The organism is Mucilaginibacter terrae (assembly GCF_042679325.1).
Classification (GTDB): domain Bacteria; phylum Bacteroidota; class Bacteroidia; order Sphingobacteriales; family Sphingobacteriaceae; genus Mucilaginibacter; species Mucilaginibacter terrae.
In genome coordinates, this window is sequence record NZ_JBHTMJ010000003.1 from 37,921 (window position 1) to 53,067 (window position 15,147).

12 protein-coding genes and 1 riboswitch are annotated in these 15,147 nt (G+C 41.9%); of the genes, 7 read left to right on the plus strand and 5 right to left on the minus strand.

The genetic code is table 11. The features are described from left to right. Positions 1–154: 154 nt before the first annotated feature. The 3 genes from ACFQ3S_RS02180 to ACFQ3S_RS02190 all read right to left on the minus strand — a co-directional run bounded on the left by ACFQ3S_RS02180 (position 155) and on the right by ACFQ3S_RS02190 (position 3,907). Positions 155–1,369 carry a homoserine dehydrogenase gene (locus ACFQ3S_RS02180; RefSeq protein ID WP_377160773.1) on the minus strand — a complete coding sequence of 405 codons (1,215 nt, stop codon included), beginning with the start codon at positions 1,367–1,369 and terminating at the stop codon, positions 155–157. After that, on the minus strand, positions 1,369–2,424 hold the full coding sequence (locus ACFQ3S_RS02185) for a homoserine O-acetyltransferase family protein (RefSeq protein WP_377160776.1): 1,056 nt from the start codon (positions 2,422–2,424) through the stop codon (positions 1,369–1,371). The genes ACFQ3S_RS02180 and ACFQ3S_RS02185 overlap by 1 nt, the downstream gene beginning before the upstream one ends. Positions 2,425–2,572: 148 nt before the next feature. After that, positions 2,573–3,907: an O-acetylhomoserine aminocarboxypropyltransferase/cysteine synthase family protein gene (locus ACFQ3S_RS02190; protein WP_377160779.1), complete on the minus strand. Its 1,335-nt coding sequence runs from the start codon at positions 3,905–3,907 to the stop codon at positions 2,573–2,575. 264 nt (positions 3,908–4,171) lie between these two features. Continuing rightward, positions 4,172–4,289, minus strand: a riboswitch (SAM riboswitch). A 352-nt stretch (positions 4,290–4,641) separates the two neighbouring features. On the opposite strand from ACFQ3S_RS02190, the gene ACFQ3S_RS02195 reads away from it, so the two are divergent. Next, positions 4,642–4,806, plus strand: a complete 165-nt coding sequence (locus ACFQ3S_RS02195; RefSeq protein ID WP_377160781.1) for a hypothetical protein — start codon at positions 4,642–4,644, stop codon at positions 4,804–4,806. Positions 4,807–4,981: 175 nt separating this feature from the next. Here the strand turns inward: ACFQ3S_RS02195 and ACFQ3S_RS02200 are convergent, their stop codons facing one another. After that, a complete protein-coding gene (locus tag ACFQ3S_RS02200) occupies positions 4,982–6,103 on the minus strand; it encodes a trans-sulfuration enzyme family protein (RefSeq protein WP_377160783.1) in 1,122 nt (373 codons plus the stop codon). Between the two features lie 445 nt (positions 6,104–6,548). Here ACFQ3S_RS02200 and ACFQ3S_RS02205 point away from each other — a divergent pair, with 445 nt between their 5' ends. From ACFQ3S_RS02205 to ACFQ3S_RS02215, 3 genes are all read left to right on the plus strand, one after another. Continuing rightward, entirely contained in the window at positions 6,549–9,017 is a 2,469-nt protein-coding gene (locus ACFQ3S_RS02205) for a glycoside hydrolase family 31 protein (RefSeq protein ID WP_377160785.1), read from the plus strand. Between the two features lie 364 nt (positions 9,018–9,381). Then, positions 9,382–9,984: a GIN domain-containing protein gene (locus ACFQ3S_RS02210; RefSeq protein WP_377160788.1), complete on the plus strand. Its 603-nt coding sequence runs from the start codon at positions 9,382–9,384 to the stop codon at positions 9,982–9,984. Between the two features lie 116 nt (positions 9,985–10,100). Then, positions 10,101–10,823 (plus strand): head GIN domain-containing protein, encoded by a 723-nt coding sequence (locus tag ACFQ3S_RS02215; RefSeq protein WP_377160790.1) that lies wholly within the window; start codon positions 10,101–10,103, stop codon positions 10,821–10,823. A gap of 82 nt (positions 10,824–10,905) precedes the next feature. On the opposite strand, the gene ACFQ3S_RS02220 is transcribed toward ACFQ3S_RS02215, so the two are convergent. Continuing rightward, positions 10,906–11,139: a hypothetical protein gene (locus ACFQ3S_RS02220; protein ID WP_377160793.1), complete on the minus strand. Its 234-nt coding sequence runs from the start codon at positions 11,137–11,139 to the stop codon at positions 10,906–10,908. 202 nt (positions 11,140–11,341) lie between these two features. Between ACFQ3S_RS02220 and tig the strand changes: the two genes are divergently transcribed. From tig to clpX, 3 genes are all read left to right on the plus strand, one after another. Beyond that, on the plus strand, positions 11,342–12,685 hold the full coding sequence (gene tig / locus ACFQ3S_RS02225; RefSeq protein WP_377160795.1) for a trigger factor: 1,344 nt from the start codon (positions 11,342–11,344) through the stop codon (positions 12,683–12,685). Positions 12,686–13,078: 393 nt separating this feature from the next. After that, on the plus strand, positions 13,079–13,795 hold the full coding sequence (gene clpP / locus ACFQ3S_RS02230) for an ATP-dependent Clp endopeptidase proteolytic subunit ClpP (RefSeq protein ID WP_377160798.1): 717 nt from the start codon (positions 13,079–13,081) through the stop codon (positions 13,793–13,795). 92 nt (positions 13,796–13,887) lie between these two features. Then, a complete protein-coding gene (gene clpX / locus ACFQ3S_RS02235; RefSeq protein WP_377160801.1) occupies positions 13,888–15,126 on the plus strand; it encodes an ATP-dependent Clp protease ATP-binding subunit ClpX in 1,239 nt (412 codons plus the stop codon). Positions 15,127–15,147 lie beyond the last annotated feature (21 nt).

Genomic DNA, 15,147 nt, shown 5'->3' on the forward strand with positions numbered 1-15,147 from the left:
AATCTCCCCCGGGAGGGGAGACTTTTAATTTGATTTTGAATTCCCTCCCTCCCGGGGAGGGTTAGGGAGGGGCTTAAACAACAAAAGGTTTCATTGCTGAAACCTTTTGAACTCATAATCAGGAGAAATTCATTAAAAAACTTCTGACTGTAAATTAATATGCCGAGGCTAAACTGACCCCCGTTAGCTGGTCGGCGAAGGCTACGAAAGCCTTACTATCAGATATACGTTGTTGATGGGTGATCAGATTTTGTAAGTTTATTTTTCCGCAAACGTATTTAAAACTATCAGAAGTATAACGTTCGTGGATATGTTTAAAGCCCAATTCTTCTACCAGCTGCTCATCATCGTAACGCAGATAAATGTTCAGTTCCACATGGTTAGTAAAGGTTAAGCCTTGCAGTTCACGCGCTTTTTTGTATTCGTAAGCATAGCCGTAGCGTAAGGCTGCAATGTCTGAAAGTACTGCCGAACCGGTAGGGTAACCACCCGCACCTTTTCCAAAAAAGAACTGCTGATCGGCAAATGCGGCTTGCACCGTTACGCCATTGTACTCGTATTCTACATTATACAAAAACTCGGTTTCATTTACAAATTTAGGAAGCACAAATAAGGTCACATGTTTATCGTCAAGTTCTTTGGCAACCGGTACTAGTTTGATCTTTAACCGTTTTTCGCGGGCGTATTGCAAGTCATGGGCCGATAGGTTCTGAATACCTACGTTGATCACATCATCGGGGTTGATCACAATACCGTAAGCGTGCGCTGCTGCGATAACCAATTTGTATTTAGCATCAAAGCCACCCACGTCTGAAGTAGGATCGGTTTCGACAAAACCTAAATCTTGAGCTTGTTTGAGCGCCGTATCGTAGTCCATGTTTTCAAGGAAACCTTTAGACAAAATATAGTTCGACGAACCGTTAAAGATGCCACTAATGGAGTGCAGCAACTCGTTATCATAATATTCTTCCAGGTTACGGATGATGGGAATACTTCCGCAAACCGCTCCTTCGTAAAGCAGGGAAGTTCCATGCTCATGCTGCAGGTCTAAAAGTTCTTGTAAGTGCAGGGCCAGCATCTTTTTACTGGCCGATACCACATTTTTACCAGTAGAAAGCGCGGTGGATACAATTTCAAAAGCCGCTTCGGTATCGTTTATCAACTCAACCACGGTATTAATTTCGGGATTGTTCAGGATCTCATTTTTATCGGTAGTAAATATATCACCCGGCAGACTACGCTGCTTTTCCGGGTTCTTAATAGCGATCTTTTTGATTTCAATATTCAGGTTTTTGGTTCTGATAATGTCGTACAGGCCTTGTCCAACCACGCCAAATCCAAATAACCCAATAGTTAGTTTTTTACTCATTAAGCAATCTTTTGTAATTCTATGATCTTTCCGCGTACGTCAGTTTTTAAGAACGAGGAAATTATTTTTGTTAAGGTTTCAGTTTCAATTAAAAAGGCGTCATGAGCATAATAGGAGTCGAACTCAGCGTATGCCGCCTTAGGTATATGCTGGAACAGGTATTGCTGTTCTTCAATAGGAAATAAGATATCGGATTTAATGCCGATAACCAGCGTTTGCGCTTTGATAGTGCTCAGCGCATTTTCCAAACCACCACGGTTGCGGCCCGCATGGTGCGAATCCATTACCTTAGTTAAATACCAGTAACTGTAAGCGTTGAAGCGGTTGACCAGTTTTTGTCCTTGGTAACTTTGATAGCTCGCTGCCCGGTAATCGTCGGTTATGGTATCATCGTCTTCGTGCTGTTTAATGTTGTAGGCCTTGTAGCCACGGTATGATAGGAGAGCCATGCTGCGGGCCGCCTTTAAACCGGCGCTGCCACCATCGGGTGTTTCGCTTTGAAATGTAGCATCGGCCTGCAAGGCTAACCTTTGCGATTCGTTAAAGGCAATGCCCCAGGGCGAGTGTTTAGCGTTGGTAGCAATCAGGACCAGTTGTTTAATACGATCGGGTTCCATAATGCTCCACTCTAAAGCCTGCTGGCCGCCTAGCGAACCACCCATTAAAATGTAGATATCTTTAATGCCCAGTTCGGCAGCCAGCAACTGATGCACCGCAACCATATCGCGCGTGGTGTATTGTGGAAAGGTGAGGTAGTAGGGTTCGCCGGTAGCAGGGTTAATGCTCAGCGGATTAGTAGTGCCGTAAGCAGAACCCAGTACGTTGGCACAAATAATAAAATGCTCGTCGGGGTTAAAAAAATCACCTTCGCCAACAAATCCTTTCCACCAATCAAAAACATCAGAGTTGGCGGTAAGCGCATGGCATATCCATACCACATTATCTTTAGCCGCGTTAAGCCGGCCGTAGGTATGGTAACCGATCTCTAAATCGTCCAGCGTTTCGCCCGATTCGAGTTGTAATGTGCCCTGGTGCCTGTAAACTTGTGTACTCATTTCAAATTTTAAAAGCCTCCCCGGTATAATGGGGAGAGACTCTATACTAATCACTAAAAAACTATTTTACCTCTCCCCAGCCCTCTCCTTTGGAGAGGATTATGCGCTAATAATATATTTTCATAGGCACACATGAGGGCTTTGCCGTTTAGGTGAGGTTAGCCAACTCCGCCTCTTGCTGTTTAACCTTAGCAAAGGCCTGTTCAAAGTCGGCTTTAATATCATCAATATGTTCAATGCCTACCGCCACGCGTAATAACGATGGTGTTACACCGGCTGCGGTTTGTTCATTATCTGATAATTGCTGATGCGTGGTTGCCGCTGGCTGAATGATCAGCGTTTTTGCATCGCCCACGTTTGCTAAATGGCTCACCAGTTCCAGGTTATTAATGAGGTGAGATGCATTTTCTTTGCTGCCTTTCAGTTCGAAAGAAAGCACCGCGCCAAAACCGTTCTTTAAATATTTTTTAGCCAGGGTGTGGTAAGGTGATGAAGTTAAGCCCGGATAATTTACCTTTGCCACCTGCGGGTGCTGCTCCAGCCAGGTAGCCAGTTCCAGCGTGTTATCTACGTGGCGTTGAACGCGAAGGGATAGTGTTTCCAATCCTTGAATGAGTAGGAAAGAGTTAAAAGGTGATTGTGAAGGTCCAAAATCGCGCAGACCTTCCACTCGTGCCCTGATGATGTACTGGATGTTACCGAATGGTCCGCCGATGCCAAACACGTCCGAAAACACCAGTGCATGGTAACCTTCGGATGGTTCGCTGAACTGCGGAAACTTGCCGTTGCCCCAGTTATAGTTGCCGCCATCCACAATTACACCGCCTATAGTAGTGCCATGTCCGCCTATCCATTTTGTGGCACTTTCTACCACCACGTTAGCACCATGCTCCAGCGGGCGGAACAGGTAACCACCTGCGCCAAAGGTGTTATCAACAATCAGCGGCAAATCATACTTACGGGCAAGGGCAGCAATCTTGTCAAAATCGGGCACGTTGAAACCGGGGTTGCCAATGGTTTCCAGGTAAATGGCTTTGGTTTTTTCGTTAATCAGCGGTTCAAAGCTTTCGGCCTGGTCGTCTTTAGCAAAGCGGGCTTCGATGCCTAAACGTTTAAAGCCTACCTTAAACTGGTTGTAACTGCCGCCGTATAAAAATGGGGAGGTCACAAAATTATCGCCCACCTGTAAAATGTTGTTCAGCGCAATAAACTGCGCCGCCTGACCCGATGCCGTGGCCAATGCAGCTACGCCACCTTCTAAGGCCGCAATGCGTTTTTCGAATACATCGGTGGTAGGGTTCATTAAGCGGGTATAAATGTTGCCAAACTCTTTCAGCGCAAACAAATTGGCGCCGTGCTCGGCATCTTTAAATACATAAGAAGTGGTTTGATATAAAGGTACGGCACGTGCGCCTGTGGTAGGATCAACCTCCTGACCTGCGTGCAACTGTAGCGTTTCGAATTTTAATGGTGATGCTGACATCGTATAATGATTTAAATGAATATTAAGAATTGAATATGAAGCTACGTGCAGAGGTGGCATGCAAACGGGATATAGCGGTGCCCGGCGCATAAACACGTTACATTATTGCAGTAATTTGCAGTGAATGTGGTTACGTGTTATTGCCTTTAACAGCAGCAACACATGCAAATACAACCGTTGGTTGAGTTGTATAAATGTAATTTACCCGTTTGGGCAACTAACAAATTTGCAGTAGTAAAGTAGTTAACTTGTATCATGGCTATTAACTTATATCCCCCGGCCGTCATATCCTAAACCGGGACAGGAATTGGCACCTTCTCCGCCTATCGGAGGGTTGCCAGCGGGTCATTGAGCCTGATCTCTCGCCGCTTCTTTATAAATCAAAACCTGTTGAGGGGTAATTGATTAATGATGTTTAAATCGTATTCACAAATGTAAGGCGTAATTATTCAAATTTGCAAGAATTATTTGAAAATTTGTTGAGTAGTGGGTAGTTGCTCGAGTTAAGTGGTTGATTACGTTAGTTTTTAAATGTATGATTTAGGGAAGTAATCATGTGAAAGCTTAATATCTACTTCATAGAAATCGTCAAAAAAATTGTCTACTTTGGGTCTTTGCTAAGTACAATCACTGCATACCTGCTAAACAAAGAGCAAGTATCTGGTGCCACTTTTTGATACGCAACGGCGAATCACACATTCTATCCCCACTAACATTGCTAACACAACAACATTATGGAATTGAATTACAGTTTTATTGTAATAGCGGCGATAGCGGCTGTTGCCTTGATCGCCTTCCTGATATGGCGCAACCAAATAGATAAAAAAGATATGGAAGATGAAATCATACGATCGGAATCTAAACCCGAAGGACCTGAAGAGGATGATAGTAGAGTTTAATAGGGAAGTATTAAAGGCATCTGAACCAACTCTGATAGTTACCCCGAACGAGAATGAAAGCAGCCCTCCCGCATCTTTCCCAATAAATATTCTTTAATTTTTTTTTCCGGCAGGGTTTGGAAGAGCTTATTTATCGTAGCAGTTGTATAATACTGCTTTTAATTTGTGATTTACATTAAACAAGTTTCAATGCTGCTTCCATATCTTCCATTAAATCGTCAATATGCTCTAAACCAACCGAAACGCGCAGTAGGTTTTGCGGCGTTTTAGTATCCGGGCCTTCAATGGCGGCACGGCGTTCTATGAGGCTTTCTACACCGCCTAAGCTGGTGGCCGGTGTAAATAGGGTTAGGTGGTTAAGCACCTTTTCTGCAGCCTCGGCACCTCCTTTAACCAGGAACGATAACATACCACCGAAGTTGAGCATTTGTGCTTTTGCCAGCTCATGTTGCGGGTGCGATGGAAGGCCAGGGTAAAGAACCTGTTCTATATTGGGATGCTGTTCTAAGTATTCGGCCAGTAATTGTGCATTTTGTACGTGGCCGCGCATGCGGTAAGGTAGGGTTTTAATACTGCGTACCAGCCAATAGCAATCGGTTGGGGAAGGTATGGCACCACCCATCTGCTGAATGTGTTGTATTCTTTCCCACCAGTCATCTTTTCGCGCAGTAATCAATGCACCACCAGTCAGGTCGCTGTGACCGCCTAAATATTTAGTAGTAGAATGCATTACTATATCGGCACCCAGTATAAGCGGCTGCTGACCCAGCGGACTGGCAAACGTATTATCGCAAGCCACTTTAATACCGTGCTGTTGAGCAATGGCTACCACTTTTTTAATATCAGTGATCTTTAATAATGGGTTCGATGGGGTTTCTAACCAAATAAGGCCTGTATTTGGTTTAATGTGTGCTGTAAGTTCTTCTTCGTTCGTAACGTCTATAAAATCTAATTCGAGTATGCCGGTAAACAGGAGCTTAATTTGGTTGCGCAAACCGTGGTACATATCGTTAGGTGCTATCACATGCGTACCCGGTTTAAGCGATTGAAAAACCGTCATGCCAGCCGCATTGCCCGATGAGAAGGCCGCTGCTTCTGCACCATCTTCCAGTACGGCCAGTACGGTTTCTAAGGCCTGCCGGTTAGGGTTGCCTGCCCTGCTGTAACTGTAACCTTTGCTGTAACCACCGTCTTTGTCGCGCTCAAAAGTTGTAGCCAATACTATAGGCTGTATAACGGCAGCGGTTGATCCATCGGTATGGTTAGCGGCATGGATAGCCAGGGTCTCAATTTTCATTTTGCTGTTGAAGAATCAGGTACGGCAGCAAATGTAATTTTTAAGATCTTGAGTTCAAAGTAAGTGAGGGTAAGTCTTTATATAGTTACATAAGCGCTGGTGCCTGTATGCCCAAATGCAAATCAATTTTGTAACATTAGGCAGTAATAATGCAATATTGTTGGCGGGTTGAATTAATAATCAATTAATATGAATTATACTTTTAAATAATTTAAACTGCTACCAAACCCTCAAGGTTCATACTTTTACAAAAAGTTTATTTTTTTCCTCAAAAAATTAAATAAACTTAGGCTGTTCTTTATTTTCTTTCTACTTTTCGGGCAGTTCTTGCGTATAAAGTATTTGATAGAAAGTTTTACCCTGATGTGGCTAAATTATAGGTGATAAAAACCATTATGATGCTGCTTTTGAGGTTACGTATTTGCTAAAACTCTAATTAATTTAAATGGAAGAGAATATACCTTCAACAGAACCCATCCCCGAGTCGCCTGCTGTAAAATTAACTGAACAGGAAGAGGAGGTTTTTCAACACATTAATAACCCGGTGTTAGGTTTAAAGCCCATTGTAAAGAAATATTTGGGCACACCTAAAAGCGTTGAGCAAAAAGAGAACAAATTCTTTTTTAGTGATGGCGAGGCAACCGTAGAGGTAACCGTTGTTACGGATGAAATAATTAAGGTACGCATGGCTCCGCACGGCGTGTTTCTCGAAGAATTTTCGTATGCCGTGCCTAAATTAAATACCAAAGTTTCGGTGTTTCATTTGCATGACAATGCCGATGAGTACCGCATTTCTACCAACACGGTTAACTGCCATATTAATAAAGCTGATTTTTTCATTTCGTTTTCTGATAGCCAAAACCATGTGACCAGTGCCGATGCCGTGCAGATGCATTGGGAAGAGAATGTGAAGTTTGGAGGATATTATGTTTTCGGTACTAAAGTATGCCATTCCAAAGAAGCATTTTTTGGTTTAGGCGATAAACCCACCGACCTTAACCTGCGTGGTAAACGCTTTGTGAACTGGAATACCGATGCATATTCTTTTGCCTGGAACCAGGATCCCATTTATCGGAGTATTCCGTTCTATATCAGCTTAAACGAAGGGATCTCGCACGGGATATTTTTCGACAATACATTTAAAGCACACTTTGATTTCGGTGCTGAAGACCGTAGCAAAACCAGTTTTTGGGCCGATGGGGGTGAGCTGCAATACTATTATATACACGGCCCTAACATGATGGATGTGGTAAAACGCTACCATTTATTAACGGGCACACACCCTATGCCACCGTTGTGGGCCTTGGGTTATCACCAGTGCCGCTGGAGTTATTACCCCGAATCGAAGGTGATGAAGGTGGCCAAAGGTTTCCGCGAAAACCAGATTCCCTGCGATGGGATTTATCTCGACATAGATTATATGGACGGTTACCGCTGCTTTACCTGGAACCGCAAGTATTTCCCCGATCCTAAAAAGATGATCAAGGAACTGGCTGCCGATGGTTTTAAAACGGTGGTGATTATTGATCCGGGTATTAGAGTGGATGACAACTATTCGGTGTTTAAAGAGGGAAAGGCGAAGCGTTATTTTTGTCGCCGTAGCGATGATTATTTTATGGAAGGCCACGTATGGCCGGGCCGTTGCCAGTTCCCCGATTTTACCAACCCCGAAGTACGGGAGTGGTGGGGTACCTTGTTCGACGAGCTGGTACAGATAGGCGTGGCCGGTGTTTGGAATGATATGAACGAGCCTGCCGTATTTGGTGCCGGTACGTTCCCCGATGATGTGCGTCACCAGTATGACGGTTACCGCGGGTCGCACCGGAAGGCACACAATATATACGGCATGCAAATGGTGCGTGCCACCTACGAGGGTATGCGCAAGCTCATGAAAAATAAGCGTCCGTTTACCATTACCCGTGCGGGTTACTCGGGTGTGCAGCGTTTTACCTCGGTATGGACGGGCGATAACGTGGCCTCATGGGAACACCTGCGTTTAGGTAACGTGCAGTGCCAGCGCTTATCCATGTCGGGCATACCGTTTTGCGGTACCGATATTGGCGGCTTTAGTGGTGAGCCCGATGGCGAACTCTTTACCCGCTGGATACAGATGGGCACCTTTTCTCCATTTATGCGAGCCCACTCGGCCGGCGATACCAAGGAACGTGAGCCTTGGAGTTTTGGCGAGCCCTTTACCGCTATTAACCGCAAGTTTATCGAACTGCGATATAAATTGATTCCTTATTTATATTCCACATTTTGGGAACATCACCGCTACGGTTTCCCTATACTGCGCCCGGTGGTAATGCAGGAGCAGGAGGAGATCAATAACCAGGCTCGGCAGGATGAGTTTACCTATGGAGATAAAATTTTGGTTTGCCCCGTAATGGAGCCTGGCCAAAAGAGCAGACTTGTGTACCTGCCTAAAGGTAACTGGTATTATTACTGGGATAATGAAATGGTGGAGGGTGGTCGCGAAGTGGAGGTTGCAACCCCGTTGGAAACTATTCCGCTGTTCGTTAAGGCAGGTTCGGTAATACCCGAATACCCGGTAATGCAGTACGTGGGCGAAAAGGAAATTGAAGAAGTGCAGTTAAACGTCTATTATAGCGATTTACCTGCCAATTCTTTCTTTTTTGAAGATTATGGTGAAACCTTTGCTTACGAGCAGGATATTTATTCGGAAAAGAAGTTTGTGGTAAGCGGTAAAGGTACTTCCATGACCATACTGCAAAGCATGGAAGGTTTATACACGCCGCGTTATGATAACTATGCTTTTAGCGTAGCCGGTTTACCATTTAAGCCGGTTAAGATTATAGCCGATGGTAAAGAGGTAACTGAGTTTACTTACACCGAGCAAAAGGTATTAGAATTTAAATTCACTAAAACTTTTAAGCATATAGAGGTGATGTAATATAAAACACCATCGTGCTTTGTTATTACTCATAATAATCAGCGAGGTCTAAATAATATCAAAAGGTGTTCTATAAAGGAGCACCTTTTTTGTTTGTATTCTGTTTGAATATCAAACATAGCCCACATCTCACAAAGTAGAATGAATTTTATTGAGGTAACTATGATGTTACCAAGTGCTGGAATATGTATTTAAAAGCTTTAAATGCATATTCCGTTTAAAAACGACCAGTTCACAAAAGACAAAAGAGTAAAGATATAAAAATAAATTAAAATAGTTGTAACGTTTTGTATGTGGTGTCGTCTTATGGATATACAACAAAAATATAAAATATCAAATTACTGATAATCAAAACATTATAATCATGAAAACTCAATTTTTAACCCTTATCACTTTAGTAGCTTTAGTAATATCAACCAGCAATACCGCGTTTGCAACTACCCATACAGAAGATAAAAATGCCATCGTTTTAACCGAAGCAGCCAACTTCAGCAAAATAGAAGTTCGTGGTAATGTGGAAGTATTTATTTCGGATGGTGTAACCGACCAGGTGAAAGTTTATAACAAATATTACAGCGAAAGCGCCATGGTGCAAAACCGTAACGGCGTACTGCGCATCGCCTCTTACAAAAACGAAAAATTAGTGGTTTGGATAACTGTAAGCGATCTGCGCTCGTTAACCGCTTATGATAATGCTGAAATTAAAACTTTTGGTAAACTATCGGCCATTAACCTGGACCTTAACCTGTATAACAATGCAACCGCAAAATTAGATGTGAATATGTTTACTGCTAACATCAACATAAACGACCGCGCTAAAGCCGACATTAAAGGTGATGTACAAGAATGTTATTTAACTCACGATCGTTCGGCTACAGTAAACAGTACTGCGTTAAAAACCGGCAAAATGATATTAAACAACATAGCATATATTGCACCTAAAGCCCAGGAATTAGCCGGCATCTAATCCGCACTTTTAAAGTTCTATATATATTTATGAAAAGCTATCCTTTGTGGGATGGCTTTTTTTATTTTTGGTGTAACTTCAACCGCAAATTAATCGTCACACTACAAAAATATAGTATGAAAAAGCATATCTCATTCATCGCCATTATATTAGCCGGTATCAGCCTTTCTATAATTTCATCCTGCCACATGGGTTGTATTAAAGGGTCGGGCAATAAGGTAACCGAAAACCGTAAGATCGCCAACTTTAGTAAGATCGATATTTCGGGTGGTTTTAAGATCAATATTAAACAAGATAGCTCATTGTCGTTAACCGTTATGGCCGATGATAACATTATGAAATATGTACGCACCCAGGTAAATGGCAATAAGCTGCGCATTTATACCCGTAAAGACTTTTGCGGCGACGGGCCCATTATTGTAAATGTAGGTATTAAATATCTGGAAGAGATCAAAAGCGCGGGTGCAGTTGAACTAACAGCTGAAGGACGTATTAATGTGCAAAACATTAACCTGGATTTTTCGGGAGCCAGTAAAATAGATATGGACCTGAGTGCCGCCGAAGTTCGTACAGAGGCCCGTGGTGCCACAGAAATATTTTTAAAAGGCCAGGCTGCATCGCACCATGTTAAGGTATCGGGCGTGGGCAAACTACATGCGCTCGAATTTATAGTAGGCAATTACAATATTAACTCTTCGGGCTCATCCAACTGCCAGATCAATGTGCTCAAAGAATTAAAAACCGATACCAAAGGTGTATCTGCTATAGAATATCGTGGAAATCCATCTAAAGTAGAAGAGCATAAATCGGGTGCTTCCTCTTTGAATAAGGTACAGTAACCTCACCCCGGCCCTCTCCAAAGGAGAGGGAGTTAAGATTGTATTTTTAAAGTCCTCTCCTTTGGAGAGGATTTAGGTGAGGTTACATAGGCGGATTTGGCGGTGGTGGATTTGGAATAGGGTTGGGCCTGGTATTAGGTACCGGCGATGGCGTTAGCTTTATACTGGGCGATGTGCCGCTCGAATCGGTATTGCTGGTATTGGCCGGCACAGCACTATTTTTTGCAATGGTACCCGAACGGCGCATTTTGCACCCCTCAAATACCGATACAGTTATAATAGTGGCTAAACAAAGCCATAAAACAAATTTTTTCATGTTGTAATTTATAATAAGTTAACACTTAATCTTTATTTAAGTTTACAGCGATATAAACTCAATAATGAAAAATCTGTGTTAAGGAACTGTTGATAAATTAATCTAAATAAAAAATTAATTACATACCTTTGCACTCCAAAACCACAACTGGCTATGGCTGGTATCCGCTGGTTAGTTAAATACTATTATCAAGGTATAAATTATGAATATATCACAGGAAAAGAAAGATAGCCTCAACGCAGTTATCAGGATCAACATAGACACCGAAGATTATCAGGCGCGTGTAGAGAAGGCAATGAAAGACCAGGCTAAAAAAGCCGCTATCCCTGGTTTTCGTAAGGGTATGGTGCCGGTTTCGCATATTAAACGCATGTATGGCAAAAACATACTGGTTGAAGAGATCAACACCCTGTTATCGGATACGCTTAACAATTATCTGAACGAGCAGCAACTGGAGGTTTTAGGTCAGCCCTTACCACAGCTTAACGAAAATAAAATTTATAATTGGGATTTTAATGACAAATTTGAGTTTAACTACGAAGTAGGCTTAGCTCCAGAATTTAATGTTGATTTTTCATCGCAAGATAACCTGCCTGTTTATAAAATTAAAGTAGATGACGAAACGTTAGCTTCACGTATTAAAAACCTGCGTAAGAGCTATGGTAAAATGACAAACCCTGACGTATCGGCAGATGATGACGTGCTATATGCCGAGTTAAAGCAACTTTCGCCGGATGGTTCTGTTTTTGAAGACGGTATTAGCAACATTACCTCTGTACGTTTAGATCAGATTAAAAATGAAGCTGTAAAAGCAACTTTAATTGGTTTAAAGAAAGATGATGTTGTTGAAATAGATCTTCAGGAAGCTTTTGATAACGATGCTGCTAAAGTAGCAGGCTTATTAAAAATTGAAGAAACAGAAGCTGCTGATTTAAAATCGAAGTTTGAGTTAACGGTTAAAAACGTGAACCGTTTATCAGAAAGCGATCTGGACCAGGCGTTCTTTGACAAAATATTTGAAGAAGGTACGGTAACTACTGAGGAAGAGTTCCGTGCTAAGATCACCCATGAACTGGAAAGTATGATGGTTCAGGATGCAGATAATAAGCTGCAAGCAGAAATGTACACTTATGTGCTTAACAAGATCAACTTTGAACTGCCCGACGAATTTTTGAAACGCTGGTTAAAAGCCACTAATGAAAAATTGAGTGACGAAGAATTAGCCGGCGGGTATGATGATTTTGCCAAAAACCTGAAATGGACATTGATAGGTAACAGGATCATTCGCGATAATAACATTAAGGTAGAATATACCGACGTGTTAGACCTGGCTAAACAACGTATAGATGCCCAGTTCAGGATGTACAGTCCGCAGCCTATTGGCGAAGAGCAGTTAGGCCAGTACGCTGTACAATTTTTACAGGATAAAGAAAACGCCAACCGTATTTTTGAGGAGGCAAAATCTCTTAAAGTGTTTCAATACCTGAAAAGTATTGTAACCCTTAATGAACAAGATATCACTTTTGACGAGTTCAGTAAATTATAACCCCACTCAACCCTCCCCTGAAATGGAGGGCTTTAAGTAATATTACAAAAGCAACCTCATTACAGGTTGCTTTTGTTTTTTTCACAACTTAGTTTGCCTGCAATGGTTAGGGTTACGTTTTTTGGAAATAATATATTTCTGTAACCCAATATGTCATTTCGAGTGCTAACGAGAAATCTTGTTCAAACGATAGTTCGAAACTTTGCTAATTGCCCAAGATCTCTCACTGTCGTTACGGGATAACAAACAAGCATTTTTTCTTCAAACAACTTTTGTAGTTTTAAGGTGATATTTTCAAATATTAATGCACTATATAGCTATAAAGTTCAACTAAAAACTATATTTACCGCATGCGCCGGATTGCGCATTTAAATTTAAATATCTTAACATACAATGAACATTGATAAAAACGAATTCCGTAAATACGCGGTAAAGCACCACCGTATCAACAGCATTTTTGTTGATAAATATATTTCGAGCGTGGAGCACAAACAAATGCCTATGGCTATTGCCCACCCGGTTGATATGACGCCTTACATTATTGAAGAGCGTCAATTGAACGTAGCTCAAATGGACGTGTTCTCGCGTTTAATGATGGATCGTATCATCTTTTTAGGAGATGCCATTTATGAAAACATTGCCAATATCATTCAGGCTCAATTGTTGTTCTTACAATCGGCGGATGCCAAACGCGATATACAGATTTATATTAACTCACCGGGTGGTTCGGTTTATGCAGGATTAGGTATATATGATACCATGCAATACATCTCTAACGATGTAGCAACCATTTGTACAGGCATGGCCGCTTCAATGGCTGCGGTATTGTTGTGTGCAGGTTCGGAAGGTAAACGTTCGGCTTTGCCGCACTCACGTGTAATGATCCACCAGCCTTTGGGTGGCGCGCAAGGTCAGGCCTCAGATATTGAGATTACCGCCCGCGAAATTCAGAAACTGAAAGTTGAGCTTTATGAGATTATCGCTAAACACAGTGGCGCACCTTACCAAAAAGTTTGGGATGCATCTGATCGTGACCATTGGATGATAGCGTCTGAAGCCAAAGAATTTGGCATGGTTGATGAGGTATTAGGTCGCAATGGCGATAAATAATTATTGTTAAAAAATTAAACCGGTTTATTTTAGGTTTGTACTTAAAATAGACCGGTATTTATATTTACTTTTGATTACCAAATCTCAATCAGATGACCAAAAACAGCAAGGAAATCAGGTGTTCGTTTTGTGGAGCCGGAAAGCAGGATTCCCTTATGCTGATAGCTGGACTGGATGCACATATTTGCGATAAATGCGTGAACCAGGCCAATGAGATCTTAGCCGAAGAACTGAAAGTTCGTAAGGTTAAATCTTCTTCATCTGCACCTACTGTGCTTAAACCTTCTGAAATTAAAGCCCACCTCGATCAGTATGTAATCGGTCAGGACGATGCCAAAAAGGTATTGGCCGTAGCTGTTTACAACCATTATAAACGCCTTAACCAGCATGTGGAAAAAGACGAGGTAGAGATTGAAAAATCGAACATTATGATGGTAGGCGAAACCGGTACGGGTAAAACCTTACTGGCCAAAACCATTGCTAAAGTATTAAATGTACCTTTCTGTATATCTGACGCTACAGTATTAACCGAAGCCGGTTACGTGGGCGAGGATGTGGAAAGTATTTTAACACGTTTATTACAAGCAGCAGATTATGATGTGGCCGCTGCCGAGAAAGGCATTGTTTATATTGATGAGGTAGATAAAATTGCCCGAAAAAGTGATAATGCTTCCATCACGCGCGATGTATCGGGCGAGGGTGTGCAACAAGCCTTATTGAAAATATTAGAAGGTACCATGGTAAACGTACCGCCGCAAGGTGGCCGTAAACACCCCGATCAGAAAATGATCTCAGTGAATACCAGCAACATCCTGTTTATTTGCGGTGGTGCATTTGACGGTATCGACCGTAAAATAGCTAACCGCCTGCGTACTCAAACCGTTGGATATAGGTTAAAGCACGAGGATAACGATATAGATACCAAAAACCTGTACAAGTATATTACCCCGCAAGACCTTAAATCATTCGGTTTAATTCCTGAATTGATTGGTCGTTTACCGGTACTAACGCATTTGAACCCATTGGATAGGGAAGCTTTATTCAATATATTAACCCAGCCTAAAAATTCATTATTAAAGCAATATAAAAAGCTGTTTGAATATGAAGGTGTAAAGCTGGAGTTTGATAACGATGTGCTCGATTTTATTGTTGATAAGGCTATGGAGTTCAAATTAGGCGCACGTGGTTTGCGCTCTATATGCGAAGCCATTATGATTGATGCCATGTTCGAATTTCCATCTAAAAAGGATGTAAAAAGGCTTGTTGTTAATTTAGATTACGCTTTAGATAAATTTGAAAAATCGGATTTGAAAAAATTGAAGGTAGCTTAATACAAGTTGACTCTTAATTGC